The sequence below is a fragment of the Streptomyces sp. NBC_00236 genome (assembly GCF_036195045.1).
Lineage (GTDB): Bacteria > Actinomycetota > Actinomycetes > Streptomycetales > Streptomycetaceae > Streptomyces.
The window spans coordinates 6448687-6474910 of record NZ_CP108100.1 but is presented as its reverse complement, the minus strand read 5'-3'; the positions used below and the strand labels follow the sequence as shown (position 1 = coordinate 6474910).

The window sequence follows — 26224 nt, the reverse complement described above, 5'->3', positions numbered from 1 at the left end:
CGCACACGACCGAGGGCCCGGACCCCTGGGGGGATCCGGGCCCTCGGCCCACTGCGTGACTGAGCGACCTAGTCGAGATAGTCGCGCAGGACCTGAGAACGCGACGGGTGGCGCAGCTTGGACATCGTCTTGGACTCGATCTGACGGATGCGCTCACGCGTCACGCCGTAGACCTTGCCGATCTCGTCCAGCGTCTTCGGCTGCCCGTCGGTGAGGCCGAAGCGCATGGAGACCACGCCCGCCTCACGCTCGGACAGCGTGTCGAGCACCGAGTGCAGCTGCTCCTGGAGGAGCGTGAAGCTGACCGCGTCGGCCGGGACGACCGCCTCGGAGTCCTCGATCAGGTCGCCGAACTCGCTGTCCCCGTCCTCACCCAGCGGGGTGTGGAGGGAGATCGGCTCGCGGCCGTACTTCTGGACCTCGATGACCTTCTCGGGGGTCATGTCGAGTTCCTTGGCCAGCTCCTCCGGGGTGGGCTCACGGCCCAGGTCCTGGAGCATCTGACGCTGCACGCGCGCGAGCTTGTTGATGACCTCGACCATGTGCACCGGGATACGGATGGTGCGGGCCTGGTCGGCCATGGCACGCGTGATCGCCTGACGGATCCACCAGGTGGCGTACGTGGAGAACTTGTAGCCCTTGGTGTAGTCGAACTTCTCGACGGCACGGATCAGACCCAGGTTGCCCTCCTGGATCAGGTCCAGGAAGAGCATGCCGCGGCCGGTGTAACGCTTGGCCAGCGAGACCACGAGACGGAGGTTGGCCTCCAGCAGGTGGTTCTTGGCGCGGCGGCCGTCCTCGGCGATGATCTCCAGCTCGCGCTTGAGCTTGGGAGCGAGCTTGTCGGAGTTCGCCAGCTTGTCCTCGGCGAACAGACCCGCCTCGATGCGCTTGGCGAGCTCGACCTCCTGCTCGGCGTTGAGGAGCGGGACCTTGCCGATCTGCTTCAGGTAGTCCTTGACCGGGTCGGCCGTGGCGCCGGCAACGGCGACCTGCTGCGCAGGTGCGTCGTCCTCGTCGTCGTCGGAGAGGACGAAGCCCTTGTTCTCGCCCTCGCCCTCCTCTTCCTCACCCTTGCCGGCCTTGACTTCCTCGGCTGCGTCGTCGCCGTCGAGGATCTCGTCGTCCTGCTTGCCGGCCTTCTTGGACGCGGTCTTCTTCGCCGCCGTCTTCTTCACGGCGGTCTTCTTGGCAGCCGTCTTCTTGGCTGCCGCCTTCTTCGCAGGTGCGGGCGCAGCGGCGTCATCGGCCACCGCGTCCACGGTTTCGGCCGACGCGGCGGCGGTGGCCGCGACGGTCCGCGTCACGGTCGTCTTGGCCGCGACGGTCTTGGTGGCGGTGCGCTTGACCGGGCTCTTCGCTGCGACGCTGCTCTTGCGGGCGCGCTTCGACGGCTCCGCGGCACTGACCATCAGCGTCACACCCTCTTCCTCGAGGATCTGGTTGAGGCTGCGCAGAACGTTCTTCCACTGGGTTGGCGGAATCTGGTCAGCCTCGAAGGCCCGACGCACGTCATCGCCGGCGATCTGCCCATCAGCCTTTCCCCGCTCGATGAGCGCCATGACAGATTCGGACTCGGCGATCTCCGGCGGGAGCGTACGGGATGTGCTGGCCGACACGAACAACCTCTCGGAACGATGGAAACGGCTTCCGGCCCGGCCCTGAGAGGGCTGGTACCGACGACCGTCGGGCTGGGAATGTACCGACGGCGCGGGCTAGGCCTCAGAACTGCACAGCGCACTGAACGGCTGCTGTATTCCTTCCGCGGCGGTCACCTCTTAAGTCATCGCGCTGTTTCGAGGAGTGTTACGCCCAATCCGCGTGGCCCGAGTCACACCTCATTTGCGATGAACGAGACCAGGAGTGACATCTCGCCACAATTGTGCCGCCGGACCGTGGGGATCCGGCGACACATGGCTCGTACACCCTGAACGCGCTGCGGTCAGTGCTGCTCGCGCGGCCCCGGCACCACTCGTTCCACCTGGACCACGAGCAGCTGCCGCATGGCCGTTTCGGCGCCTGCGGCGTCACCGGTCGCCAGGGCGTCGACGATGCGGGCATGGTGGCCGAGCGAAGCCTCGTTGGGACGGTCACAGCCCGTGACCGGGCCGCCCGAGACCTGGAGCGCGGCCGACACGATGCCGGAGAGGTGCTCCAGCATGCGGTTGCCCGCGGCCTGGATGAGCAAGGAGTGGAACTCCGCATCGGCGCGGGCGCAGGTGATCACGTCCCCCTGTCCGAGTGCGTGCCCCATGATCTCGACCATGTCCCCGAGCCTCTGCTGAAGATCGTCAGGCTTGTGACCGGCGGCCAGCCGGGCGGCAAGGGGTTCGATCGTCCACCGGAGCTCACCGAGTTCGCGACGCTGGTCGTCACGCTGCGGGCCGAACGCGCGCCATTCGATGATGTCGGGGTCGAGCAGATTCCAGTCGCTGACCGGCCGGACCCGGGTGCCCACATTGGGCCGGGCGCTGACCAGACCCTTCGCCTCCAGCACGCGCAGAGATTCCCGGACGACGGTGCGGGAGACCTCGAATCGCTGGCCGATCTCCTCCGGCACCAGGGGCCGGTCCGCGCCGAGGTCACCGGAAACGATCATCTGACCCAGCTGCTGAACAAGTTGGCCGTGCAGGCCTCGGCCCCGGCTGGCCGATCCTCGCCGGCCCACACGGCCCAGTTCGGTATCGGGGTCCCCCCAGGACCGGGCGGCGGCACGCTCGCCGGCCGGCGCATCCGCGTGGGTGTATCGGTCGAGTTCGCCCGGTCCGGCGAGGCCGGTGTCGGCGGTGCGGGCGGCGGTCATCATGGTGTGCGCAAGGGTACTCACGCATCCTTTGTCGGCGCGGCTCAGCCGCCCCTTGAGGTCTTTGGTGAAAAGCACACGAAAGGGTGATCGGCACCCGCCTCCCAATTGACGCCTTAATGGTATAAAACGGGCATTTTTAGTGGAGTTGTGGTTCCCGGCAGGTTCAGATCTCCTTCGTCGATCACCAACGGACTCTGCTGCGAAGGCTCGTGAACAGATACGCGCAGACAAGGACCGACAACGACAGGGTCAGCGCGGTACCCACCGGGTGCGCCACGACCCTCACGAGGGCCAGCACCCACCGGTCCGCCTCACGCGGCCACTGCAGCCAGGTCAGTTCTCTGAGACGGCCCGGAAGTCCGCTCATCGAACGGGCGGTCGGCACCTTCGGCACCGCCTCGATGAGCGGAACCATCAACACGGGAACGGCGAGCACGGCGGCGACGCCCGCCGCTGTCACGCGGAAGATTCCCGCGGCCAGCAACCCCGCCCAGGCACAGCCGACCGTCAGTCCCGACCAACTCACGGCGAGCGACATCACATTCGTAGGCACCTGAACCAAATCCCCTCCGTACACGAGGCGGAGAGATTCGGCCGAGACCAGCACGACGAGCAACCCCAGCGACAGCGCGACGCCCGCCGAGACGGCAAGTTTGGCGAACAGCAGCCCGAACCTGCGGGGAACAGTCCCGCGGCCGGCGGCGAGTGCCGGGTATCGGAACTCGTCGCCGAAGGACAGGGCTCCGAGCAACCCCGCGCCGAGCGCGGCGGGGGGCAGCGGCAACAGCGAAGGCCAGGCGACCAGCACGTTCGGCAGTGGGGCACGGCCACTACGGGCGAGCACGACGGACACCGCGGCGGAGGCGACAAGGGTGACGGCGACGATCAGGGTCGTGGTCCTGACGCCGAAGAGGCGGCGCAGCTCATATCGCACCGGGCGCAGCGGGCCACGGGCCGGGCGCCGCCTGATCCGCGGCGGCAACTGCGCCCCGGCCGGGACGGCGGGGCCGTGCGTGGCGCGCACGCCGGTGGCGGCGACCGCACCGGTTCCCGTGGCGAGGCGGGCATCCGCGGCAGCGCCGCTGCCACCGCCGGGAAGGCGGTTGTCGCGGAGACCGTCGCCGACGAGATCGTTGCCGCGGAGACCGTCTCCCAGAGGGCCGTCGCCGAGGAGGCCGCCGTCACGAGGACGGGATCCGGAGCCGGTGTCGCCCACCTCGTCGGCGAGCTGATGAACGGGAAGCCCGTGGCGGAAAGCCGTGTCCCCGATCTCCGCACAGCTGCTGCCGTAGACGGAGAGCCGGCTGCTGCTCGCCTCGGTGACGACCTCGACGGAGCGCCGGGCGGCGCGGGCCTCTCGGCTGACGATCGCGGCAAGGCGGGCGGCGTGCGGGGAACGGACCGCGACGCGGGGGCGCAGCCGGGTACGGGAGAAGTCCGCGGCTTCCTGATCGGCGACGAGGCGCCCCGAGTCGATGGTCACCACATGACCGGCCGACCGCGCGGCCTCCTTGGGATCCTGCGTGGTGTACAGGACCGTTCCGCCCCTGTCGGCATGGGACCTGAGCATTCCATGCAGCCAGTCCGCCTCCCGTGCGCCGAGGCCTTGTGCAGGTTCGTCGAGGATCAGCGTGTGCGGGTCGGCGAGCAGCGCCGAGGCGAGGGCCAGCCTGCGGTCCATGCCCAGGGAGAGCGTGCCGATGCGCTGGTCCCCCAGCCCGACGAGACCTACGGCGTCCAGCACCTCGTCGGCCCTGGACGCCGGGACTCCCGCAGCGGCGCAGAGCATGCGCAGCTGCCCGCGGACCGTGCGGGCGGGGTGCCCCGGTACGTCCCCGAGCAGTACGCCCACCTCCCGGGCCGGATGAGCCACACGGTGCAGCGGTCTGCCCCGGAAGTACGTGATGCCACGCCCCGGCTCGAGTTCGAGCATCAGACGCAGGGCCGAGGTCTTGCCTGATCCGGGTGGGCCCAGGAGCGCGGTCACGCTGCCGGACCCTGCTTCGAACGTGAGGTCGTCCACGGCGGGCGGAAGTCCGCGGTGGCGGGCGCTGGTGAGTCCGATGGCCTGGAGCATCGCTTCTCTCGCAGGAGGTGAGGCCGCTCGACGGCAGAGGTACCGCAGCACGATAACCCGACATATCGGACTTTTCACTCAAGGCTGGGCCCACGGCGTTCCTCCTGACCCACGCCTACGGCGCCTGCGCAGGAACTACCGGGAACCGCGAGGTCCTACGCAGATCCGCACCAGGGCCGGACCATCCGGTCAGACCTCGGGCCGCAGCATCGGCGGGTTCAGCACCGTGGCCGAACCCGACCGGAACAGCTGGGCGGGACGGCCGCCCTGCCTGGTGGTCGTCCCACCGGCGGGCACCAGGAATCCGGGCGTACCCGTCACCTTGCGATGGAAGTTCCTCGGATCGAGCACCACACCCCACACCGCTTCGTACACCCGGCGCAGCTCGCCGACGGTGAACGCGGGCGGGCAGAACGCGGTGGCCAGGGAGGAGTACTCGATCTTGGAGCGGGCCCGCTCCACGCCGTCGGCCAGGATGCGGGCGTGATCGAAGGCCAGAGGTGCCTGGCTCTCCCCGTCCCGGCCGTAGCCCCCCTCCGGCCCGAGCAGGTCCTCGACGGGTGCCCAGCGCGCGCTGTTCGCATCACCGCCCGCCCGCGGTGCGGGCAGATCAGGGGCCAGCGCGAGATGCGCGACGCTGACGACCCTCATACGCGGATCGCGCGCGGGGTCGCCGTACGTGGCGAGCTGTTCGAGATGGGCCCCGTTACCGACCGCCGGGGTCGCCGGGTCGTGCGCACACAGCCCGGTCTCCTCGACGAGCTCGCGCGCCGCTGCGGCACCGAGGTCCTCATCCGCTCTGACGAATCCGCCGGGCAGCGCCCATCTGCCCTGGAACGGCGTCTCACCTCGGCGTACCACCAGGGCACAGAGCGCGTGACGACGCACCGTGAGCACGACCAGGTCGACGGTGACAGCGAAGGGCGGGAAGGTCGACGGGTCGTAGGGCGGCATGCCGTGATCATAGTCGTCTGCCTGACGATAAACACTCCCTTCGCGACGCTCTTCGTCGGGCACGGCGTCCGGCGGACCGGCGTTGCGGTGCCGGATTCCGGCACCGCAACGCTCTCATCGTCCGGTCCTGGCCCCGCGCCGGCCCTGACCGCGCAGTTGTCCCGGTCGACGTCGGCCGAGGGCCGTGCCCGGACGGGTCGAGCCCGGCCGCGTCCGGCGCCGCCCGGCAGCCTGGACCCGTGCGGAACGGGTCCCCGAGGCCCGTCCCGTACCGCGATCGCGTCGCACTGTCCGTGCGCTGCGCTCACCGCGCAGGCAGCGCCGCAGCGTCTCCGGATCGAGGCCCTGGTTGCAGGCCTCGTGCAGCAGTTGGGCAAAGGTGTATCCGGGATCCAGTCGCAGGGCGAGGCCGAGCGCCACCCGCGCCGCAGGCTCGTCACCTGTCGACCACGAGACCCAGCCCGCCAGGGTGAGCGGAGCCGCCGCATGTTCCTCGTACGGCGCGACACACCGGCGCGCGAGTGCCCGCCACAGCCTCAGCGCGGACTGCGCCTCCGGCCCTTCCATCCATTCCGCGGCCCTGTCCCGGGTCTCCCGGTCCTGGAGCCCGAGGATGACCGCCGCCGCCTCCTCATGACTGATCAGCCGGTCGTCGTTGAGGTCGGACAGCGATGGCGTCGATGCCGGGGCCTGTCCGAGGCGCTCCATGAGCCGCCGGGCAAGGCCCAGGGTCGCGCTGCCCACCTCCTTGCGGCTCTCCTCGTCGAGGAGCTTCGGCACCAGAGCGGACCCGGCCGAGTCCAGCGCCCGTTGCTGCTCACTGCCTGCCCCGCCCGGCTGGGGCGCGAGCCTGGACTCCATCTCGCGCAGCGATCCCCGCACCTGGATGCCCGCGTACGCCGCTGTCGCGGCCATGACCGAGGTGCCCTGCATGGCCAGGGGATTCCCCTCGGCCGGACAGCAGCGGGCGTCGGGGCAGACATAGGACCAGAACCTGTCGCCGGAGATGCAGAGCGCTTCGAGCACCGGCACGTCCAGCGCCCCGCAGGCGGTTCGCAGCCGCTGGGCGAAGGGCCGAAGCCGCTCCATGGTCTGGCTGCCCGTTTCTCCTTCGGCCGGGTCCTGGCAGAGGAAGAGCACGATCGCGTCGGGGCGCCCGCCGCGCCGCTCGCTCCCCTTGATCAGGCACTCGGCGAGCTGCTCGGCGACCGAAGGCCACTCGTGCGCGGACTGCGGGATCCCGAGCCTCAGGCGCCCGCCGAAACGGCCTCGACCGCCGTGCAGCGCGACCATGACCACGCTGTCGTTCGGATGGAATCCCATGAGGTACGGGAGGGCGTCGGCCAGCTCGGCGGGCCCGCGCAAGGTGATCTGCTGCTCGTCGGACGGTCCGGTGGATTCGTGGTGCTTGTTCATGGGATGACCGTCCCCCGGCCGGACAATTTTCGCGACCCCCTGTGGATAACTTATCCACAGGAACCGCCCGGTCGTTCGCGGTTTGTCGTACCCATCGGGTTGCATGGGGGTATGACCAACGCAGACCGTGCAGAGCTCAGAACTTCGGCCGATTCCGTATTGGCACGACTCGTCGGGGACGCCTCCGGCACTGCCCGGCTGCGTGAGGACCAGTGGCGGGCCATCGAAGCCCTCGTCGCCAACAAGCGCAGAGCACTGGTCGTCCAGCGGACCGGCTGGGGAAAGTCGGCCGTCTACTTCGTCGCGACCTCGCTGCTGCGCGCGCAGGGCAGCGGGCCCACCGTGATCGTCTCCCCGTTGCTGGCACTGATGCGCAACCAGGTGGCGGCCGCCGCCCGGGCCGGGATCAGTGCGCGGACGATCAATTCGTCCAACACCGAGGAGTGGGAGACGGTGCAGGCCGAGGTGGCCGCCGGTGAGGTGGATGTGCTGCTCGTCAGCCCCGAGCGGCTCAACAATCCGGATTTCCGGGATCAGGTGCTGCCCAGGCTCGCCGCCGCGACCGGACTGCTCGTGGTCGACGAGGCGCACTGCATCTCCGACTGGGGCCACGACTTCCGGCCCGACTACCGGCGGCTGCGGACCATGCTCGCCGACCTGCCCGCGGGCGTGCCCGTCCTCGCGACCACCGCCACCGCCAACGCCCGTGTGACCGCGGACGTCGCGGAACAGCTGGGCACCGGCGCGGGTACGGACGCGCTCGTCCTGCGCGGTCCGCTGGACCGGGAGAGCCTGAGCCTCGGTGTGCTGCAACTGCCCAATGCCGCACACCGGCTGGCCTGGCTCGGCGACCACCTCAAAGAGCTCCCGGGTTCGGGGATCATCTACACCCTGACGGTCGCGGCGGCCGAGGAGATCACCGCGTATCTCCGTCAGTGCGGGCACACCGTCGCCTCGTACACCGGCCGTACCGAGAACGCCGACCGCCAGCAGGCCGAGGACGATCTGCTGGCCAACCGCGTCAAGGCCCTGGTGGCCACCTCCGCGCTGGGCATGGGGTTCGACAAGCCAGACCTGGGCTTCGTCGTCCACCTGGGCTCGCCCTCCTCCCCCATCGCGTACTACCAGCAGGTCGGCCGTGCGGGCCGCGGCGTCGAACACGCCGAGGTGCTGCTGCTTCCGGGCAAGGAGGACGAGGCGATCTGGCAGTACTTCGCGTCGGTCGCCTTTCCCCCGGAGGAACAGGTCCGGCGCACGATCGACGCGCTCGCCCAGGCAGGGCGCCCGCTCTCGCTGCCCGCTCTGGAGCCCTTGGTCGACCTGCGGCGCACCCGGCTGGAGACCATGCTCAAGGTGCTCGACGTCGACGGGGCGGTCCGCCGCGTCAAGGGCGGCTGGATCGCCACGGGCGAGCCCTGGGTCTACGACGCCGAGCGGTATGCCTGGGTGGCGCGCCAACGGGCGGCCGAGCAGCAGGCGATGCGCGACTACGCGACGACGGGCGGCTGCCGGATGGAGTTCCTGCGCCGCCAGTTGGACGACGAGGAGGCGACGGACTGCGGACGTTGCGACAACTGTGCCGGAGCCCGCTTCGACGAGGCCGTCTCCACGACCGCTCTGGACACCGCGCGGGGCGAGCTCGGCCGGCCCGGCGTCGAGGTGGAGCCCCGCAAGATGTGGCCGACCGGTCTTGCCGCGGTGGGGGTCGACCTCAAGGGCCGGATCCCCGCAGGCGAGTTGTCCGGCACCGGCCGGGCGCTGGGCCGCCTCTCCGACATCGGCTGGGGCAACAGGCTCCGCCCCCTGCTGGCCGCGCAGTCGCCCGACGCTCCGGTGCCGGACGACGTGGCCGAAGCCGTGGTGACCGTGCTGGCCGACTGGGCGCGGGGCCCGGGCGGCTGGGCGCCCGGCGCGGTGAACGCCGTTCCCCGGCCGGTCGGTGTGGTCACCGTGGCCTCCCACAGCAGGCCCCAGCTCATCCAGTCACTCGGCAACCGCATCGCCGAGGTCGGACGAATGCCCCTGCTGGGCAGTGTCGGCCACGCCCCGGGAGCCGAAGGTGCCCGGATCTCGCAGACCAACAGCGCCCAGCGGGTCCGGGCCCTGCACGAGCGGCTCGTCGTGGGGCCCGAGCTGGCCGAGGCCCTGGCAGCGGTGGAAGGTCCCGTCCTGCTCGTGGACGATCGCTCGGACACCGGCTGGACCCTCGCCGTGGCGGCCCGGCTCCTGCGGCGGTCCGGGGTGGGCGGCGTGTTTCCGCTGGTCCTCGCTGTCCAGGCGTGACGGGTGGCGTCATCCGGTGCCGGACTGGGCAGGGATATCCGTGTCATTCCAGCTGATTACCGTCAGCTGTGCCAATTGCTCGTTGCCGCCTGCCGATACGCCAGGAAGAATTGGACTCGCTCCCCGCACGGTCTTTTCGCGGGCCCGGAAGGGCTGTGCCGCGGCGCGCCCTCACCCGACTCTGCCCGCATCGTGGGCGCGTATGCGAAGGGAGGACCGTGACCTTCGGATTCGCTCCGTCCGCAGCCACTTCGATGTCGCCGGCCACAGACTCCGCCAACCGCCTTGCCAGAATGCTCGAACCGGCGGAGTGGGCGGCAGCGGGCATACCGCTGCTGCGCAGCCCGCGCGAGGTGGTCAGCGGCCTGCACTCAAGGCATCGGCCGACCCCGCAGACCGCAGTCGTCGCTGTGCTCGACCACGAGGAACGTCTGACGGCCAGCGCCTCGTTCGCCCGTCGTTCGGTGACGGCGGACGGCTGGGAATTCCGTAACGCCCTGCTGGCCCACCTGCGCCGGGTGATCCCGCACGATCTTCGCCGCCGTACCCCCGTGCGTACCGCGGTACTGCTCTACTGCCGCGAGGGGGACGAGCGTTGGACGGAGGAGGACGGGGCCTGGATGTGGGGGTTGCGGGATGCCTGCACCCTGCATGGGCTGCGGTGCGGCGCGTACATCACGCTGACCCGCGGCGGCTGGCAGGTGCTCGGGGAGGGCCGCGGCGGCCGTCGCCCCAACTCCACGTCACAGCCTGCCTCCCTCTCCGACGCCGCAGTGGACCAGGATCCCGGTCCGGTGCGCACCGGCGGCGGTGCGGCCCAGGCACTGCATCGCACCGCGGCTCGCTGACCCGGGCCGTGGGTGGCTCGCTGACCCGCCCCGTGGCGACCCGGCCACCCTCACGGGCAGCCGGGTCGCCATGGGGCGGCAGGACCGTGGCTCCGGCGTCCGGGCCGGAGCACAACGCACCTGCACGAGCCGGAGCGCATCAGATCATCGACCCGCTCCGGCCGGGCACTTACGCCCGGTGCCACGTCACATCGGCGCCGGCCCGGACACTCGCGCCGGTACCACGTCACATCGGCGCCGGCCCGGACACCCGCGCCGGTGCCACGTCACATCCGCTCGGGCTCAGACACCCGCGCCGAGCACGGCGTTGATCCGCTGCGGATCGCCGCAGACGATCAGCAGGGCTCCGGCACGGCCCTGTGCCGCCGTCAGCACGCGCTCGGCGGTGCCGTCGTCGGCACCGTTGACCGCGATGATCACCACCGGCCGCGGCTTCACCCGGTCCACCGCAGCGGCGCCGGCGAAGAACACGTCCTCGCCCGCTTCGTGCTGGGCCCAGTAGGCAGCCTCGCCGAAGGAGAGCTCGTGCGTCGCCCACGGGTGCTGCTCACCGGTGGTGAGTACCAGGATGTCGCCGGGCGCACGACCGGAGTCGAGCAGCAGATCCACCGCCTCGTCGGCGGCATCCAGCGCACCGTCGGCCGAGGCGGGGATCACCTGGAGCTGGGGTGCGGAACGATTCTCCGGACGGGCCGCCTGGGGCTGGCCGGAGGTGGAGTGCGGGCGCGGCGCCGGGGGCGCGGGCCTCGCGGGGCCGGGACCCGGACGACCGGGGCGCGGCATGGCCGCGGAACGCGGACCGGGTACGGGACGAGGGGTCGACGCGGTACGGCCGGTGGCCGTGGTTGCGCGGGGACCCTGGACGCTCTCGTGAATCTGAGGCTCCTCGGGGATGAGAGGCATGGGTGGTTGTCTATCAAACGCCGATGCGCGAAGCACCGGCGGGTGGGCACATGTGCGCGATCAGAAGTCGAAGCCGAGCTGGCCCCCGCTTTCCAGTGCGGCCGCCTCGGCGGAGAAGCGGACCTTCTTGAGGTGCTGCCACCTGGGCAGCGCGTCGAGGTAGGACCACGAGAGGCGGTGATGGGCCGTGGGGCCCCGCTCCTCCAGCGCGGCCCTGTGCACAGGGGACGGGTAGCCGGCGTTGGCGCCGAAGGCGAAGTCCGCGTACTCACCGGATTCCGCGCCCAGTTCGGCCATCACGGCATCCCTGCGGACCTTCGCGATCACCGAGGCCGCGGCAACCGCGATGCAGGACTGGTCGCCCTTGATGACCGTACGCACCCGCCAGGGCAGGCCCAGGTAGTCGTGTTTGCCGTCCAGGATCACCGCGTCGGGCCGCACCGGCAGCGCTTCCAGGGCCCGCACGGCGGCGAGCCGGAGCGCTGCGGTCATGCCGAGCTCGTCGATCTCCTGCGGTGTGGCGTCACCGAGGGCGTACGCGGTGACCCAGCGCTCCAGCAGCGGCGCGAGTTCCGCGCGGCGCTTCGGGCTGATCAGCTTGGAGTCGGTGAGTCCGGGGGGAGGCTTACGGAGGCCGGTGACCGCGGCACACACGGTGACCGGTCCCGCCCACGCTCCGCGTCCGACCTCGTCGACACCGGCGACGGTCTTGGCACCGGTGGTGGCGCGCAGTGAGCGCTCGACGGTGTGCGTGGGTGGTTCGTACGGCATGGCGCCAGCCAGCGTACGCCGATGGGGACGCCGACAACACCCCGGGGCGTACCTGGACCGTCTCCGTCCGGCTGCGGGTCACCGGACGGAGACGGGAAGCGCTCGCACGAGAGCGGCCGCGCGGCCCGGCGGCGGACGCTCAGCGGGGGCCGGCGCTGAAGAACGGCACCGCGACCTGATCGATCAGGTCGGCGATGTCCCGATCCGTCCATTCGCTTCCGCACACCTTGCTGCGATACATCATCATCGCGGGAATGACGTCGAAGGCGAGCCCGCGCAGCGCATCGGCGCGCACCTCACCGCGGTCGACCCCCCTGCTCACGACTTCTCTGATGAGAGCGGTCGTCGGCCCGATCACTCCGCTCAGGATCACCGACTGGAACCGTTCCGCCGTGTCCGCGTCACATTCGTGAAGGACGGCGCGCAGCGCGGCGCCCGACTTGGAGAGCATGGCGTCACGGAGCCGGCAGCACAGCTGGTAGAGGTCCTCGCGGATGTTCCCGTAGTCCGGCGCGTCACCGATCGCCGGAAGGGCACTGCGCAGCGCTTCCGCGACCAGGTCCTCCTTGGAGGACCATCGCCGGTAGATCGCGGCCTTGCCGGTCTGCGCGCCCGCCGCGACGCCCTCCATCGTCAGCGCGCTCCAGCCGACCGTACTCAGCCGCTCCAGCGCTGCGTCGAGGATCGCGCGTTCCAGTACGGGTCCACGGCGCCTCAGGGACACCACCGGCTGCCGGGCGGCGGCTGCCGATCGCGAAGTAACCATGAGCTTCTCTCTCCATCGGGACAGGTCGGTACGCCCACGCCGGCCGGCCGGCGCTCGGGACCGGGCGGTCAGTGGCAGAGCGGGCGTCGCAACGGATCGGCGCGGGACTGAGCAGGTCCCGGCCGGGACGGCGGATACGGACACGGCACGCCAACGAAGGATTCAGTGAACGCTTGCGTTCACTGAAGGGGACTCACTAACGTTGACGCGACAGTGAACGGATCCGTTCACTAATTCACTTGTGGGGGACCCATAGTGACAACCTCTCAGCTAGAAGCACGGAACGCACCGGGCGCGGCGCGAAGGCAGGGCCGCCCGGGGATCGCCCTGGCCGTTATCGCCGCCTGTCAGTTGATGGTTGTGCTCGATTCCACGATCGTCAACATCGCCCTCCCACACATCCAGGATGCGCTCAGTTTCTCGACCACCGATCTCTCCTGGGTCCTCAGCGCCTACACGCTCACCTTCGGCGGTCTGCTGCTGCTCGGCGGGCGGGCCGGGGACATCCTCGGCCGCCGTCGCGTCTTCATGACGGGCATCCTGGTCTTCACGCTGGCCTCGCTGCTGGGCGGATTCGCCCAGGAGCCCTGGCAATTGCTCGCGGCGCGCGCGCTCCAGGGCATCGGTGGCGCCATCGCCTCACCGACCTCCCTGGCCCTGATCACCACCACGTTCCCGGAAGGTCCGGAGCGCAACCGCGCGTTCGGCGTCTTCGCCGCGGTGTCCGCGGGGGGCGGGGCGATCGGCCTGCTGGCGGGCGGGCTGCTCACCGAATGGCTCGACTGGCGCTGGGTCTTCTTCGTCAACGTGCCGATCGGCGTACTGATCGCCGTCCTGGCGCCGCTGTACATCAACGAGTCCGAGAAGCACCCTGGCCGCTTCGACATCTCGGGGGCCATGACCTCGACCCTTGGCATGGCCTCGCTCGTGTACGGATTCATCCGGGCCTCCGAGGAGGGCTGGCGGGACTCCGTGACCCTGGCTTCGTTCGGCGCCGCGGTGATCCTGCTCGCCTCGTTCGTCCTCATCGAGATGCGCGCCAAGGAACCGATCACTCCGCTGCGGATGTTCGCCGACCGCAACCGTTCCGGCACGTACGTGATCATGCTCAGTCTGGCCGCGGCCATGTTCGGCATGTTCTTCTTCATCGTGCTGTTCGTGCAGAACGTGCTGGCGTACAGCCCCATCGAGTCGGGCCTGGCGTTCCTGCCCGTGACCGTCGCGATCATCATGGGAGCGGGGCTCTCGCAACGGTTCCTTCCGGTGCTCGGCCCCAAGCCGTTCATGGTCACGGGCTCGGCGTTCACCGGCGTGGGCCTGCTCTGGCTCACGTTCATCTCCCCCGACAGCAGCTATCTGTCCGGCGTCCTGGGCCCGATGCTCATCTTCGGCTTCGGCATGGGGCTGAACTTCGTGACCCTCACACTGACCGCGGTCTCCGGAGTCGCCCAGCACGAGGCGGGGGCCGCCTCCAGCCTGCTCAACGCGAGCCAGCAGGTGGGGGGTTCGCTGGGGCTCTCCATTCTGGTCACGGTCTTCGGTACGGCGAGCCGCAACGAGGCGGAGAAGCAGGTTCCGCAGTTCCTGGCGCAGGCGTCTCCGGAACAGAAGGCCGAGTTCGCCAAGACGCAGGAGCTGCCCGGGAGCTGGGGTCACGCGGTTCTCTCCCAGGGCATCTCGACCGCGTTCCTCGCCGCGGTGGCCATGGCAGGACTCGCCCTGCTGACCGCCCTGGTGGTGATCCGGGTTCGGAAGAGCGACCTGGAGGCGCTGAGCGGAAAGGCGGCGGCAGCGGGGCCGGCGGCCTAGTACTGCGTCGGTCAAGGTGTGCCCGACGGCGCGAACCTCGGCTGCCGCAGCGCGTGCCGTCGGCCGCCCCGCAGTGGCTCGCGGGTACGGACGAGCCCCCGCGCCGCCGGGAACGGCGTCACTGGAACCCGTACGTACGGAAGCGGACCACGTACGAACGGAAGCGGACCGTCCCCGAGGGGACGGTCCGCTTCCGGTGCGATGTGCTACGGCGATCAGTACGGGTCGTAGGGGTCGTACGGATCGTCCACGTGGCCGCGTTCACTCCCGTTGTCCCCTGAGTCGAGACCGCTGCAGTCCCTCGTGCGGTAGCCGGGATCCCAGTCCCCGAGGATGTCACGGGCCCTCGCCTCGCCCCAGCTCGTGGCGTACCAGGGCTCGTCCGAGCTCCGCAGCGACCGCTGGATCTCCTCCAGCGCGCAGGAGCGCAGGGGCTCCGGGAGGGTGTCGAGGGCCGGCACCGCATCGGCCGAGAGGCCGCGGAGGTACTCGACGTCGATCGAGTGATGGCGGTCGTAGCGCGCGACGTTCTGCTCCGCGATCAGGCCGTCGGGCGAAATGAGCCCGAACGCCAGGACGCCGACGGCCGCGCTCGCCACGACGGCCCGCGGCAGCATCTTCGCGCCGAAGGCCCCGGCCGCCATGATCAGCACGAGGACCACGCCGAGCCACAGCTCGACCGCCGCCACGGAGATCCGCAGCCTGGTCAGGCCGTACGCGTCGACGTAGAGGTCCATGCGCCGAAGCGCGGAGGCGACGACGACGAGCGTGAGCAGGCACAGGGTACCGAGCACGCCGCGGACGAGCGTACGGTCGCGTGCTCCGCCGCGCGGCGCCCAGCGCAGCGCGAGCGCGATGACCAACAGGGTGAGCAGCGTGGCCCAGAGCAGCTGCCAGAACCCCTCGCGGGCGTACTGGGAGTAGCTGAGGTCGGTCTCGGCCATCACCTTGTCGTACCCGCCGAGCAGCACCGTGAGCTGAATGGCGAGAAAGGCGGCGAAGAGCAGGTTCAGAACGACCAGCGGCAGGGCCCATTCCAGGCGGCCGCGCGCCTTTCCCGGACGGACCGTCAGACCGTCCCAGCGCACGGGGGCGGCTGCGGTGTACGCGGCGGCGAGCGCGCCGACGAGACCGAGCACGCCGAGGAAGAGCCGCCACGGGCTGTCACCGACGGAGACATCGGGCATCAGGCTGCCGAGCACATCCGCGAACGCCGCGTCGGCGCTGGCGAAGAGCGCTCCGAACACAATGAGCAGGACGGCCGCCACGACCGTGGACCGGAAGACCACACCCCAGCGCCCCCGGGAGCCCGCCATCCGGTCACGGACACCCCGGGCGCCCCAGCCGAGCGACTCGGCGACGGATGTGAGCAGCCCCAGTGAACCGAGGAACATCCCGAGCCAGCCGCGGCTGCCGTGCAGCGCGAGTGACCCGAGCGCGAACGCGGACACGATGGCGAGGAAGCTCGGCCAGCCGGCGTCGCGGAGTGCCGGAACGACGAGCAGGGCCAGCCCGCCGACCGCCCAGACTGCGGTCCAGGGGCGCAGCCGTCGGCCCGCCGCACGGGCAGTGAAGTAGGCCGCGAGCGCTGCGGGGACCGCCACGAAGAGCAGATTCAGGCCGATGCCCTCGCCGAGCAGCAGGGCGCTGAGCAGTCCGGTGGCGAGTACGGCCCAGAGCGTGGCTACCGGAATGGCTCCCGGCTTGACCGGGCGGAGCCGAGAGAGTTCCGAGGGCGCCGGCTTGGGGTACCCCCACGGGTTGGCCTGCGGAGGCCTCGCCTGCTGCGCGTAGGCCGGGGTCTTCGGAGGCTGCGGCCCGGTGTCGCGCGGCTGGGGGACCGCGGGTCCCGCAGGCGGCTGCGGGGCTCCGGCGGGTCCATTCGCCGTACCTCCCGGCGAGGCACCACCGGCGTCGTCGGACCGGGAGGCACCTGCCGGCCCGGCACCAGTGACGTCGGGCCGGGACGTACCGGCCGACGGCACCCCGGCAACGTCCTCGGGCCGGGATATACCGGCCGGCTCGGCCTCCCCCGCTGCCGGAGCCTCCGGCACCGGCACCGGCTCGGCAGCGTCCGGTGTCCGGGGCGCAGGCTCCGGCCGGGGTGATTCTGGCGTGTGATCTGACACGGGACCCCTCCCCACCGGGATCCGCTCGCGCGAGCCCTGGGCAGCGCGGCCCCCCGGCGTCTCATTCGGTGCACACCCACCGTGATGATCACCGTGGGCGGCGTGGCCGAAAGAGTAACCCCCGGTGACGACTCTCAGCCGTGCGGGGCAACGCTGTGGCAGTTCCGTGACAGTCGGGCGCCGAAGACAGCCTGCCCGGCCATCCGGCCGGGCGACGGGAAGGCAGCCTCGCGCATCATCCACTGCGGCGCGAAAGGCGGCCCGTCATGTCATCCGGTCCGGAGGGGAAGACCGCCCGTCACGTGATCTACGGAGCCGAAAACGGCCCGTCACGTCATCCGGAGCGGACAGCGGCCTACCGCGTCATCCATTCCGGCAGCTCTTCCGTCCGGGCCGTCCACTCCGCCGGTGGGGCGCCCGCCGCACCCGACGCCACCACTCCGCCGACGATCGCGCACGTCGTGTCGACGTCTCCGCCCGCCTGGGCGGTCACCCAGAAGGCCTGCTCGAAATCGCCGAGACTGCGGGCCGCTGACCAGAGAGCGAAGGGAACCGTGTCGTGCGCGCTCGTGCGGCGCCCGTTGCCGAGGACCGCGGCGACCGTGCCCGCGTCCTTGTAGTCCAGCATGTCGCGGGCCCTGCGCAGCCCGGCGCCGACAGCGCTGCGCGGCACGAGCGCGATCACGCCGTCCAGAAGATCCGCCGGCGTCGGCGGGCCTGTGGGCGACGCCGCTAGCGAGGCGGCCGCCGCGACCGCCATGGCACCGACGACGGCTTCCCGGTGCTGATGCGTGGTGTACGAGGAGATCTCGGCCTGGTGCGTGGCCTGCTCGGGGTCGTCCGCGTACCAGGCGCCGAGCGGTGCGATGCGCATCGACGAGCCGTTGCCCCACGAGCCCTGGCCCTGGAAGAGCGCGGAGGCCAGTTCGCGCCAGTCCCCGCCTTCCCGGACCAGCCTGAGCAGGCGGTTCACGGCGGGGCCGTAGCCCCGGTCGAAATCGTGGTGCACCGCGAAGGAGTGCGCGAGCGCGTCCTGGTCGATACGGCCGTGCTTCCGCAGCACGGCCAGCACCGAGGCGGCCATCTCGGTGTCATCGGTCCACTGCCAGGGCCCGGGGGGCAGGGAGCGGTCCTTCAGGAGCGGATAGTTGGCGGGCACGAAGAACTGGGAGCCCAGGGCGTCCCCCACGGAGAGGCCACGCAGGCTGGCAAGGGCGCGTTCGAAGCGCGGGTCGGAAGCGGATTCGGTCATCGCTTCCACTCTATCCGGTGATGCCGTACGGCTCAGGGGTGCGCCAGCGCTCGAACGGCCTGTCCAGCGTGTAGCGGCCGTCCTTGCCGAGCACCAGCGTCCGGGATTCCCCGTTGCCCGGATTGGACAGCGATTCGAATTCGGCCACGGACCAGTGGAACCAGCGCATACAGAACAGCCGCATGGTCAGTCCGTGCGTGACCAGCAGGACGTTCGGCGGATGGTCGGGGTCCTCGAAGCTCCGGTACAGGCTCTCCAGGAAGGCACCGACCCGGTCGTACACGTCCGCGCCGGACTCGCCCTGCGCGAAGCGGTAGAAGAAGTGTCCGTAGGCGTCCCGGTACGCCTTCTGGAGGCGCACATCGTCCCGGTCCTGCCAGTTTCCCCAGTCCTGCTCGCGCAGCCGGGGCTCCTCGCGCACCCGGACGCGTTCCAGATCCAGCCCGAGGGATCTGAACGTCTCGTGCGTCCGGCGGTAGGGCGAGACGTACACGCTGACCCGCTCCCCGTCGAAGAGCTCGCGCAGCCGAACCCCGGTCTCACGGGACTGCCGCAGTCCGGTCGGGGTGAGCCTCAGCGCATGGTCGGGTTCGCGCTCGTACACGGTGTCGTCGGCGTTGCCCTCGGACTCGCCGTGCCTGACGAGGACAATGCGTTGCGGTCTTGCCATGTACCGACCCTAGATCGAGTCGCGGCCGTTCGAGCAATTGTCCGGAATCCGACGGTGCATGTCGCGCATCACCACCTGGCCGCGCCGGCCGCTCACACCGTCCACGACGGTTCGAGCTGCACGACATCACCGGCGAGCGAGACCACGTCGTCCTCGGTCTGTGCCCGTTGCGAGAGCCGTTCGGCACTCGCCAGGCGGTACTTGCCGCGCTCCGCGCTCGACTGCCACATCGACAGGACCAGGAACTCGTGCCCCGGCGCTTCCCCGAACACACCGCGCAGCATCCCGGGCGATCCGGCCATCGCCGGATTCCACACCCGCTGCTGCATCAGCGCGAAGTGCTCGACCCGGTCCTCGTGCACCCTGCTGTGCGCCACCCTGACCACGTCCGCGTCCGCGAAGTGGGGCTCGAAGCCGGTCTTCACATCGAAGCGGTAGTCGAACAGTTTGACCTGGATGTCGTTGCACGTGCCGACCTGCGCCGCCGCCAGTGCGTCGTGCCCGCGCGCCATGAAGGAGTCGTAGAAGACCCTGTTCTCCCAGAACGCGAAGACATGGGCCACCTCCGGCCGACTGCGGCTCCAGCCGCCGCCCTGCCCCCTGAACCCCGGCTCACCCAGCAGCCCCGCCCATTTCCGCTGTCCCCGCTCAAAACCGCGACGGTCTCCCACACTGCAGCGAATCCACTTGACCAGCACCGCATCATCGTACGGGTGATGGACGTGGCGTGGGTCACGCTCCGACGGAGTGCATCAGAACCGGTCATGGGTGATCGCACAATGATCGCCATGACCTCGCTGCACACCAACCCGCTGTTCGATCGCCTCGATTCCGCGGAACGAATCCTCGTCGCCGGTGCGGGCGGCGGCTTCGACATCTACGCCGGGCTTCCGCTCGCGCTCTCCCTGATCCACCGGAACAAACAGGTGCAGTTCGCCAATCTGTCCTTCAGCGCACTCGAAGGGCTCCCCCTCGACTCCTGGCTCGCCCCCGACGTCGCCGTCATCACCCCCGAAACCTCTCTCCACCAGGTGTACTTCCCGGAGCGGACCCTCGCCCAGTGGCTCGACCTGCACGGCTATCCGGGCCGCGTCCACGCCCTGTCCCGTACGGGCGTCCAGCCACTGCGTGACGCCTACCGCGCGCTGATCGAGCGATACGACATCGACGCCGTCGTGCTGGTCGACGGCGGTACGGACATCCTGATGCGCGGCGACGAATCCGGCCTGGGCACGCCGGAGGAGGATCTGACCAGCGTCGCGGCGCTCGCCGCGATCGAGGGACCGGACCGCCTGGTCGTCTCCATCGGTTTCGGCGTCGACGCCTACCACGGTGTGAGCCACGGCCTCGTCCTGGAGAACATCGCCGCGCTCGACCGCGACGGCGCCTATCTGGGCGCCTTCTCCGTGCCCCGCACGACCCGTGAGGGCGCGCTGTTCGTCGACGCGGTGGCCCACGCCCAGGAGCACACACCCGATCATCCGAGCATCGTCAACGGATCCATCGCCGCAGCGGTCAGGGGAGAGTTCGGGGATGTCCGGTTCACCTCGCGCACCAGCAACAGCGAACTCTTCATCAATCCGCTGATGTCGCTGTACTTCGCATTCGAGCTGGCGGGAGTCGCCCGCAACTGCCTCTATCTCGACCGCATCGAGCACACCCATCTCATACGCCAGGTCAGCAGTGCGATCGAGGCCTTCCGGGACGAGGTTCGCCAACGTCCACCACGGCAGATCCCGCATTGAGACACCGTGTCCCCCGTCGTGGCCCGAATACGCCCCTCGCGCCCAAGGCGGTTGGTTCCGGGGGCCATTACGGACATGATCGGGTGATAGAACCGGAGCGACGGCCCCGAGCGACGGCCCCGCGTGAAGGAGCGAAGCCCGATGAGCACTCCCAACAAGGACATCGAGAAGGTCGAGGTCAGGGTCAAGTGGGATCCCAGTCCCCACGGCGAGCCCGCCAACGACCTCGACATCATCGCGGCGACCTATCCGGCCGAGGAGCCGTACGGCGACCCTGCGTACCTCGTGCACTTCGACAGCCGCGCGCCCGACGGCACCATCACGCTCAACCGCGACAGCAGGACCGGTCAGGGCCTGGGGTACGACGAGGTCATGACGCTGGAGCTGGACCGGCTCTCGGAGACGTACTCCCGGGTCGTCGTCGGTGTCGCCATCCAGCAGCGCGACGGCCACAAGACGTTCGGGGCCATAGAGAACACCGCCGTACAGATCCGTGAGGGTTACACCGTCCTCTCCGAGGACGACTTCTCGGCGGTCGGAGCGGCGACGGCCGCCGTCATCGCCGAGTTCGTGAGGGACTCCTCGGGAGCCTGGAACTTCCACGACACGGTGCGCGGATTCGACGGGGACGCCGACTCGTTCGCCGGGGACATGGGAAGCCGTCCGCCCGGAGCGTGACGCGCCGGGCGGACAGCCAAAGGGGGCGGGCAGGAACTCCACGATCGGAGTCCTGCCCGCCCCCTTCGGCACGTGCCGCAGCCCCTCCCGGGGCTTCCGGTTCGGTCAGCTGCAGCCGCTGGTCGAGCCGCAGCCCTCGCAGATGTAGCAGGAACCGGCGCGCTGCATCTTCGTACCGCAGGAGAAGCAGAGCGGGGCGTCGGCGCTGATGCCGAGCTGCATCTCGACGAGCTCCGCCGACGTGTGCGCCGTCTTCGGGGCCGGCGTCCCGGCCTCCTGCACCGGGGCCACTGCCTTCAGCGGCTCAGGCTGCCGCACCGGGGCGGACTGGGCCAGGTTCTCGGCCTCCAGCTGCTCCTCCTCGAACGACGGCTCGTAGGAACCGGTGTCCAGGTGACGCTGACGCTCCTCGGCGGAGTGGATGCCGAGGGCCGAGCGGGTCTCGAAGGGCAGGAAGTCCAGCGCCAGGCGGCGGAAGATGTAGTCGACGATCGACTGCGCCATCCGCACGTCCGGGTCGTCCGTCATGCCGGCCGGCTCGAAGCGCATGTTGGTGAACTTGGAGACGTACGTCTCCAGCGGAACGCCGTACTGCAGACCGACCGAGACGGCGATGGAGAAGGCGTCCATCATGCCCGCGAGGGTCGAACCCTGCTTGGACATCTTCAGGAAGACCTCACCGAGACCGTCGTCCGGGTAGGAGTTGGCGGTCATGTAACCCTCGGCGCCACCCACCGTGAAGGAGGTGGTGATGCCGGGACGGCCCTTGGGCAGACGCTTGCGGACCGGGCGGTACTCGACGACCTTCTCGACCGCGGTACGGATCGTGTCCTCGGCCTTGGCGGTGACCGCCTCCTTCTCCTTCTCCTTGGTCTTCGCGGAGAGGGGCTGGCCGACCTTGCAGTTGTCGCGGTAGATCGCGAGCGCCTTGACGCCCAGCTTCCACGCCTCGAAGTAGACCTCCTCGACGTCCTCGACGGTGGCCGTCTCCGGCAGGTTCACCGTCTTGGAGAGCGCGCCGGAGATCCACGGCTGGATGGCCGCCATCATGCGGACGTGACCCATCGCGGAGATGGAACGCTCGCCCATCGCGCAGTCGAAGACCTCGTAGTGCTCGGTCTTCAGGCCGGGGGCGTCGATCACGTTGCCGTTCTCGGCGATGTGGGCGACGACGGCCTCGATCTGCTCCTCCTGGTAACCCAGGCGGCGCAGGGCCTGCGGGACGGTGCCGTTGACGATCTGCATCGAGCCGCCGCCGACGAGCTTCTTGAACTTGACCAGGGCGAGGTCGGGCTCGAGACCGGTGGTGTCGCAGGACATCGCGAGACCGATGGTGCCGGTGGGCGCGATGACCGAGGCCTGCGCGTTGCGGAAGCCGTTCTTCGCGCCGAGACGGATGACGTCCTGCCAGGCCTCCGTCGCGGCGGCCCAGATCGGGTTGTCCAGGTCGTCGGCGTGCACGGCCACGGCGTTGGCGTCGGCGTGCTGCTTCATGACGCGCTGGTGCGGCTCGGCGTTGCGGGCGTAACCGTCGTACGGGCCGACGACCGCGGCCAGCTCGGCGGAGCGCTTGTACGAGGTGCCGGTCATCAGCGAGGTGATGGCGCCGGCGAGCGCGCGGCCGCCGTCACTGTCGTACGCGTGACCGGTCGCCATCAGCAGCGCGCCGAGGTTGGCGTAGCCGATGCCCAGCTGGCGGAAGGCGCGGGTGTTCTCACCGATCTTCTCGGTGGGGAAGTCCGCGAAGCAGATGGAGATGTCCATCGCGGTGATGACCAGCTCGACGACCTTGGCGAAGCGCTCGGACTCGAAGGACTGGTTGCCCAGGCCGTCGTCCTTGAGAAACTTCATCAGGTTCAGCGAGGCGAGGTTGCACGAGGTGTTGTCCAGGTGCATGTACTCGCTGCACGGGTTCGAGCCGTTGATCCGGCCGGACTCCGGGCAGGTGTGCCAGGCGTTGATGGTGTCGTCGTACTGGATGCCCGGGTCGGCACAGGCCCACGCGGCCTCGGCCATCTTGCGGAAGAGGGACTTGGCCTCGACCTCTTCGATGACGTCGCCGGTCATCCGGGCGCGCAGCCCGAACTTGCCGCCGGACTCGACGGCCTTCATGAACTCGTCGTTCACGCGGACCGAGTTGTTGGCGTTCTGGTACTGGACGGACGTGATGTCGTCGCCGCCCAGGTCCATGTCGAAGCCCGCGTCGCGCAGGGCGCGGATCTTCTCCTCCTCCTTCACCTTGGTCTCGATGAAGTTCTCGATGTCGGGGTGGTCGACGTCGAGGATGACCATCTTGGCCGCGCGGCGGGTGGCGCCACCGGACTTGATCGTTCCGGCGGACGCGTCGGCGCCCCGCATGAAGGAGACCGGGCCGGAGGCGTTGCCGCCCGAGGAGAGGAGCTCCTTGGAGGAGCGGATGCGGGAGAGGTTCAGGCCGGCACCGGAGCCGCCCTTGAAGATCATTCCCTCTTCCTTGTACCAGTCGAGGATCGACTCCATGGAGTCGTCGACGGCAAGGATGAAGCAGGCGGAGACCTGCTGCGGCTGGGGCGTGCCGACGTTGAACCAGACCGGCGAGTTGAAGCTGAAGATCTGGTGCAGGAGGGCGTACGCCAGCTCGTGCTCGAAGATCTCGGCGTCCGCGGGCGAGGCGAAGTAGTTGTAGTCCTCGCCTGCCTTCCGGTACGTCTTCACGATCCGGTCGATCAGCTGTCGCAGACCGGTCTCGCGCTGGGGGGTGCCGACAGCCCCGCGGAAGTACTTGCTGGTGACGATGTTGACCGCGTTCACCGACCAGAAGTCGGGGAACTCGACGCCACGCTGCTCGAAGTTGATCGAGCCGTCGCGCCAGTTGGTCATGACGACGTCACGGCGTTCCCACGCCACCTCGTCGTACGGATGCACGCCGGGAGTGGTGTGGATGCGCTCGATACGCAGGCCCTGCTTGGTCGCAGTCGACTTGGCTCCCTTGTTGCGGGAACCTCGTGCCGGGCCGCTCGCCGTCTCTGTCATGCCGCCTCCCATATGTGGGCAAAAACGCCCTGAAGTGCCGAGAACTTCCCCGGGCACAGTGTGTGTCTGATGCTTCGGACGCCACGCACAGCATCCGGAGCAGGTCTGCGTGCCGCGCCGCCGCCGATCATCGGATCGGGCGGCAGCCGGCCGGTGCCGCTCAGTCGGCGGCGACGGCGGGAACGGGGACCTCAAGGGTCTCGCCGGTCCCGCATCCTTGTACGGGAGGCCGTCGCTCGCGGAGTTCCACGATGGCGGCCTCGAAGTCTTCGAGGCTGTCGAACGCCCGGTAGACGGACGCGAACCGCAGGTACGCGACGAGGTCGAGTTCCTGCAGGGGGCCGAGGATGGCCAGACCCACGTCGTGAGTGGTCAGCTCGGCGCTGCCGGTGGCGCGCACCGCCTCTTCGACCCGCTGGCCGAGTTTGGCGAGGGCGTCCTCGGTGACCGGCCGCCCCTGGCACGCCTTGCGCACGCCGGAGATGACCTTGGTACGGCTGAAGGGCTCGGTGACGCCGCTGCGCTTGACCACCATGAGCGAGCAGGTCTCCACCGTCGTGAAACGGCGGGAGCAGTCGGGGCACTGGCGACGCCGGCGGATCGAGGTCCCGTCGTCGGTGGTGCGACTGTCGACGACCCGGCTGTCGGGGTGCCTGCAGAAGGGGCAGTGCATGGCTCCCAACCCTCCTTCACAGCACGACTGAATAGCCTCTTCAGGCCCGGTGAGGGGCCCTCGAAGCGATCTCAAGCATAGGCGATGACCACACCCCCGATGGACGGGGACCACAACTTCTGGGTGGCTGTAGCAATCCAACCACTAGATCTTGGGTTTGGTCGCGCATTTGGCCCTGGCGCGTGTCGCGCGTCCGACGTGACCGGAAGGCAGCGTACGACCGACCACGAGGGTACGGGAAGCGCTCGGCGCGACCGAGTGCGGGGCGACGGCGCCGGGGCCGCTCGAGCACCGGTCCGGCCACCCCCGCGCCCGCCCCGGACGACCGGGACCGCTACCCCGCGCGCTCACGCCGCGGGCACGGACGGTAGCGTAATGGTCCGAATTGCCGGAACGTCCGCACGCGCGGAATACCGTCCGGCCCGACGGCGCAACGCCACTCCCGGCTTCGCTCATACACCTGGCACTGAACACTCGGCACACTTTTATTCGTTTTTCACTCGAACGTGTGTTTGGCGCAACCTTTCGAAAGCTACTACCGTTGTCCAGCTAGGGAGACCATTCGAGAGGGGCCGACGTGACCACCACCGCAGACAGTGCCATCATCACTGCCCAGGACCGCTCCCAGAGCCGACTCGAGCCGGTGCATGCCATGAATGACTCAGTCACGAACACGGAGGGGCCGGAGCCCGCGCGCCCAGCGCGCTCGCTGCCCGGACGACCTCCTGGAATCCGGGCGGACAGCTCGGGGCTCACGGACCGGCAGCGGCGAGTGATCGAAGTCATCCGGGACTCCGTACAACGGCGGGGCTACCCCCCGTCGATGCGGGAGATCGGTCAGGCGGTGGGCCTTTCCAGCACGTCCTCCGTCGCACATCAGCTGATGGCCCTGGAGCGCAAGGGCTTCCTGCGCCGCGACCCCCATCGCCCCCGGGCGTACGAGGTGCGCGGCTCGGACCAGCCCAGCACACAGCCCACGGACACCACCGGGAAGCCCGCGGCGTCGTACGTGCCGTTGGTCGGCCGGATCGCGGCCGGTGGGCCGATCCTCGCCGAGGAATCGGTGGAGGACGTGTTCCCCCTCCCCCGCCAGCTGGTCGGGGACGGAGAGCTCTTCGTACTGAAGGTCGTCGGTGACTCGATGATCGAAGCGGCGATCTGCGACGGGGACTGGGTCACCGTACGACGTCAGCCCGTGGCGGAGAACGGCGACATCGTGGCCGCCATGCTGGACGGCGAGGCCACGGTCAAGCGCTTCAAGCGCGAGGACGGCCATGTGTGGCTGCTCCCGCACAACTCCGCGTACCAGCCGATTCCCGGCGACGAGGCGACGATCCTCGGCAAGGTCGTGGCGGTGCTGCGGCGGGTGTGAAGCCCTGTCGTCAACCGCGAGGGCCCCTGGTATCCGCTGTACGGATCCAGGGGCCCTGGC

The 26224-nt window shown here is 69.8% G+C and carries 20 protein-coding genes; 6 read left to right on the top strand and 14 right to left on the bottom strand.

All coding sequences use genetic code 11. From position 1 onward, the window contains the following. Positions 1-68: 68 nt before the first annotated feature. The 5 genes from OG446_RS28965 to OG446_RS28945 form a co-directional block, all read right to left on the bottom strand. Positions 69-1619, bottom strand: coding sequence for an RNA polymerase sigma factor (locus OG446_RS28965; RefSeq protein ID WP_328896762.1), 1551 nt, complete (start codon positions 1617-1619; stop codon positions 69-71). Between the two features lie 323 nt (positions 1620-1942). Next, entirely contained in the window at positions 1943-2806 is an 864-nt protein-coding gene (locus tag OG446_RS28960; RefSeq protein ID WP_328898444.1) for a FadR/GntR family transcriptional regulator, read from the bottom strand. A 181-nt stretch (positions 2807-2987) separates the two neighbouring features. After that, a complete protein-coding gene (locus OG446_RS28955) occupies positions 2988-4883 on the bottom strand; it encodes an ABC transporter ATP-binding protein (RefSeq protein ID WP_328896761.1) in 1896 nt (631 codons plus the stop codon). A gap of 189 nt (positions 4884-5072) precedes the next feature. Continuing rightward, on the bottom strand, positions 5073-5837 hold the full coding sequence (locus OG446_RS28950; protein ID WP_326739284.1) for an NUDIX hydrolase: 765 nt from the start codon (positions 5835-5837) through the stop codon (positions 5073-5075). Between the two features lie 114 nt (positions 5838-5951). Further along, positions 5952-7253 (bottom strand): DUF4192 domain-containing protein, encoded by a 1302-nt coding sequence (locus tag OG446_RS28945; protein ID WP_328896760.1) that lies wholly within the window; start codon positions 7251-7253, stop codon positions 5952-5954. Between the two features lie 111 nt (positions 7254-7364). On the opposite strand from OG446_RS28945, the gene OG446_RS28940 reads away from it, so the two are divergent. Next, on the top strand, positions 7365-9536 hold the full coding sequence (locus OG446_RS28940) for a RecQ family ATP-dependent DNA helicase (protein WP_328896759.1): 2172 nt from the start codon (positions 7365-7367) through the stop codon (positions 9534-9536). Between the two features lie 218 nt (positions 9537-9754). Next, on the top strand, positions 9755-10384 hold the full coding sequence (locus OG446_RS28935) for a hypothetical protein (RefSeq protein WP_328896758.1): 630 nt from the start codon (positions 9755-9757) through the stop codon (positions 10382-10384). Positions 10385-10666: 282 nt separating this feature from the next. Here the strand turns inward: OG446_RS28935 and OG446_RS28930 are convergent, their stop codons facing one another. The 3 genes from OG446_RS28930 to OG446_RS28920 all read right to left on the bottom strand — a co-directional run bounded on the left by OG446_RS28930 (position 10667) and on the right by OG446_RS28920 (position 12824). Next, the gene (locus OG446_RS28930; protein WP_328896757.1) at positions 10667-11287 is read right to left on the bottom strand and encodes a hypothetical protein; all 621 of its coding nucleotides are present in this window, start codon (positions 11285-11287) and stop codon (positions 10667-10669) included. Between the two features lie 60 nt (positions 11288-11347). After that, positions 11348-12058: a ribonuclease HII gene (locus OG446_RS28925; RefSeq protein ID WP_328896756.1), complete on the bottom strand. Its 711-nt coding sequence runs from the start codon at positions 12056-12058 to the stop codon at positions 11348-11350. A gap of 139 nt (positions 12059-12197) precedes the next feature. Next, positions 12198-12824 (bottom strand): TetR/AcrR family transcriptional regulator, encoded by a 627-nt coding sequence (locus OG446_RS28920; RefSeq protein ID WP_328896755.1) that lies wholly within the window; start codon positions 12822-12824, stop codon positions 12198-12200. Positions 12825-13079: 255 nt separating this feature from the next. Between OG446_RS28920 and OG446_RS28915 the strand changes: the two genes are divergently transcribed. Next, positions 13080-14633, top strand: coding sequence for an MFS transporter (locus OG446_RS28915; protein WP_328896754.1), 1554 nt, complete (start codon positions 13080-13082; stop codon positions 14631-14633). A 215-nt stretch (positions 14634-14848) separates the two neighbouring features. On the opposite strand, the gene OG446_RS28910 is transcribed toward OG446_RS28915, so the two are convergent. The 4 genes from OG446_RS28910 to OG446_RS28895 form a co-directional block, all read right to left on the bottom strand. After that, positions 14849-16327 carry a DUF4153 domain-containing protein gene (locus tag OG446_RS28910; RefSeq protein WP_443050288.1) on the bottom strand — a complete coding sequence of 493 codons (1479 nt, stop codon included), beginning with the start codon at positions 16325-16327 and terminating at the stop codon, positions 14849-14851. 790 nt (positions 16328-17117) lie between these two features. Beyond that, entirely contained in the window at positions 17118-18014 is an 897-nt protein-coding gene (locus OG446_RS28905; RefSeq protein WP_328896752.1) for an ADP-ribosylglycohydrolase family protein, read from the bottom strand. A gap of 10 nt (positions 18015-18024) precedes the next feature. Beyond that, positions 18025-18684 (bottom strand): histidine phosphatase family protein, encoded by a 660-nt coding sequence (locus OG446_RS28900; protein WP_328896751.1) that lies wholly within the window; start codon positions 18682-18684, stop codon positions 18025-18027. A gap of 92 nt (positions 18685-18776) precedes the next feature. After that, a complete protein-coding gene (locus tag OG446_RS28895) occupies positions 18777-19382 on the bottom strand; it encodes a YdbC family protein (protein WP_328896750.1) in 606 nt (201 codons plus the stop codon). Positions 19383-19472: 90 nt separating this feature from the next. On the opposite strand from OG446_RS28895, the gene OG446_RS28890 reads away from it, so the two are divergent. Beyond that, on the top strand, positions 19473-20429 hold the full coding sequence (locus OG446_RS28890) for a DUF1152 domain-containing protein (RefSeq protein WP_328896749.1): 957 nt from the start codon (positions 19473-19475) through the stop codon (positions 20427-20429). Between the two features lie 141 nt (positions 20430-20570). After that, positions 20571-21107, top strand: a complete 537-nt coding sequence (locus OG446_RS28885; protein ID WP_328896748.1) for a TerD family protein — start codon at positions 20571-20573, stop codon at positions 21105-21107. Between the two features lie 105 nt (positions 21108-21212). On the opposite strand, the gene OG446_RS28880 is transcribed toward OG446_RS28885, so the two are convergent. Then, positions 21213-24119 (bottom strand): vitamin B12-dependent ribonucleotide reductase, encoded by a 2907-nt coding sequence (locus tag OG446_RS28880; RefSeq protein WP_328896747.1) that lies wholly within the window; start codon positions 24117-24119, stop codon positions 21213-21215. A gap of 160 nt (positions 24120-24279) precedes the next feature. Continuing rightward, positions 24280-24792, bottom strand: coding sequence for a transcriptional regulator NrdR (nrdR, locus tag OG446_RS28875; protein ID WP_148021323.1), 513 nt, complete (start codon positions 24790-24792; stop codon positions 24280-24282). 577 nt (positions 24793-25369) lie between these two features. Here nrdR and lexA point away from each other — a divergent pair. After that, a complete protein-coding gene (gene lexA, locus OG446_RS28870) occupies positions 25370-26164 on the top strand; it encodes a transcriptional repressor LexA (protein ID WP_219573501.1) in 795 nt (264 codons plus the stop codon). The last annotated feature ends 60 nt before the right edge of the window (positions 26165-26224 follow it).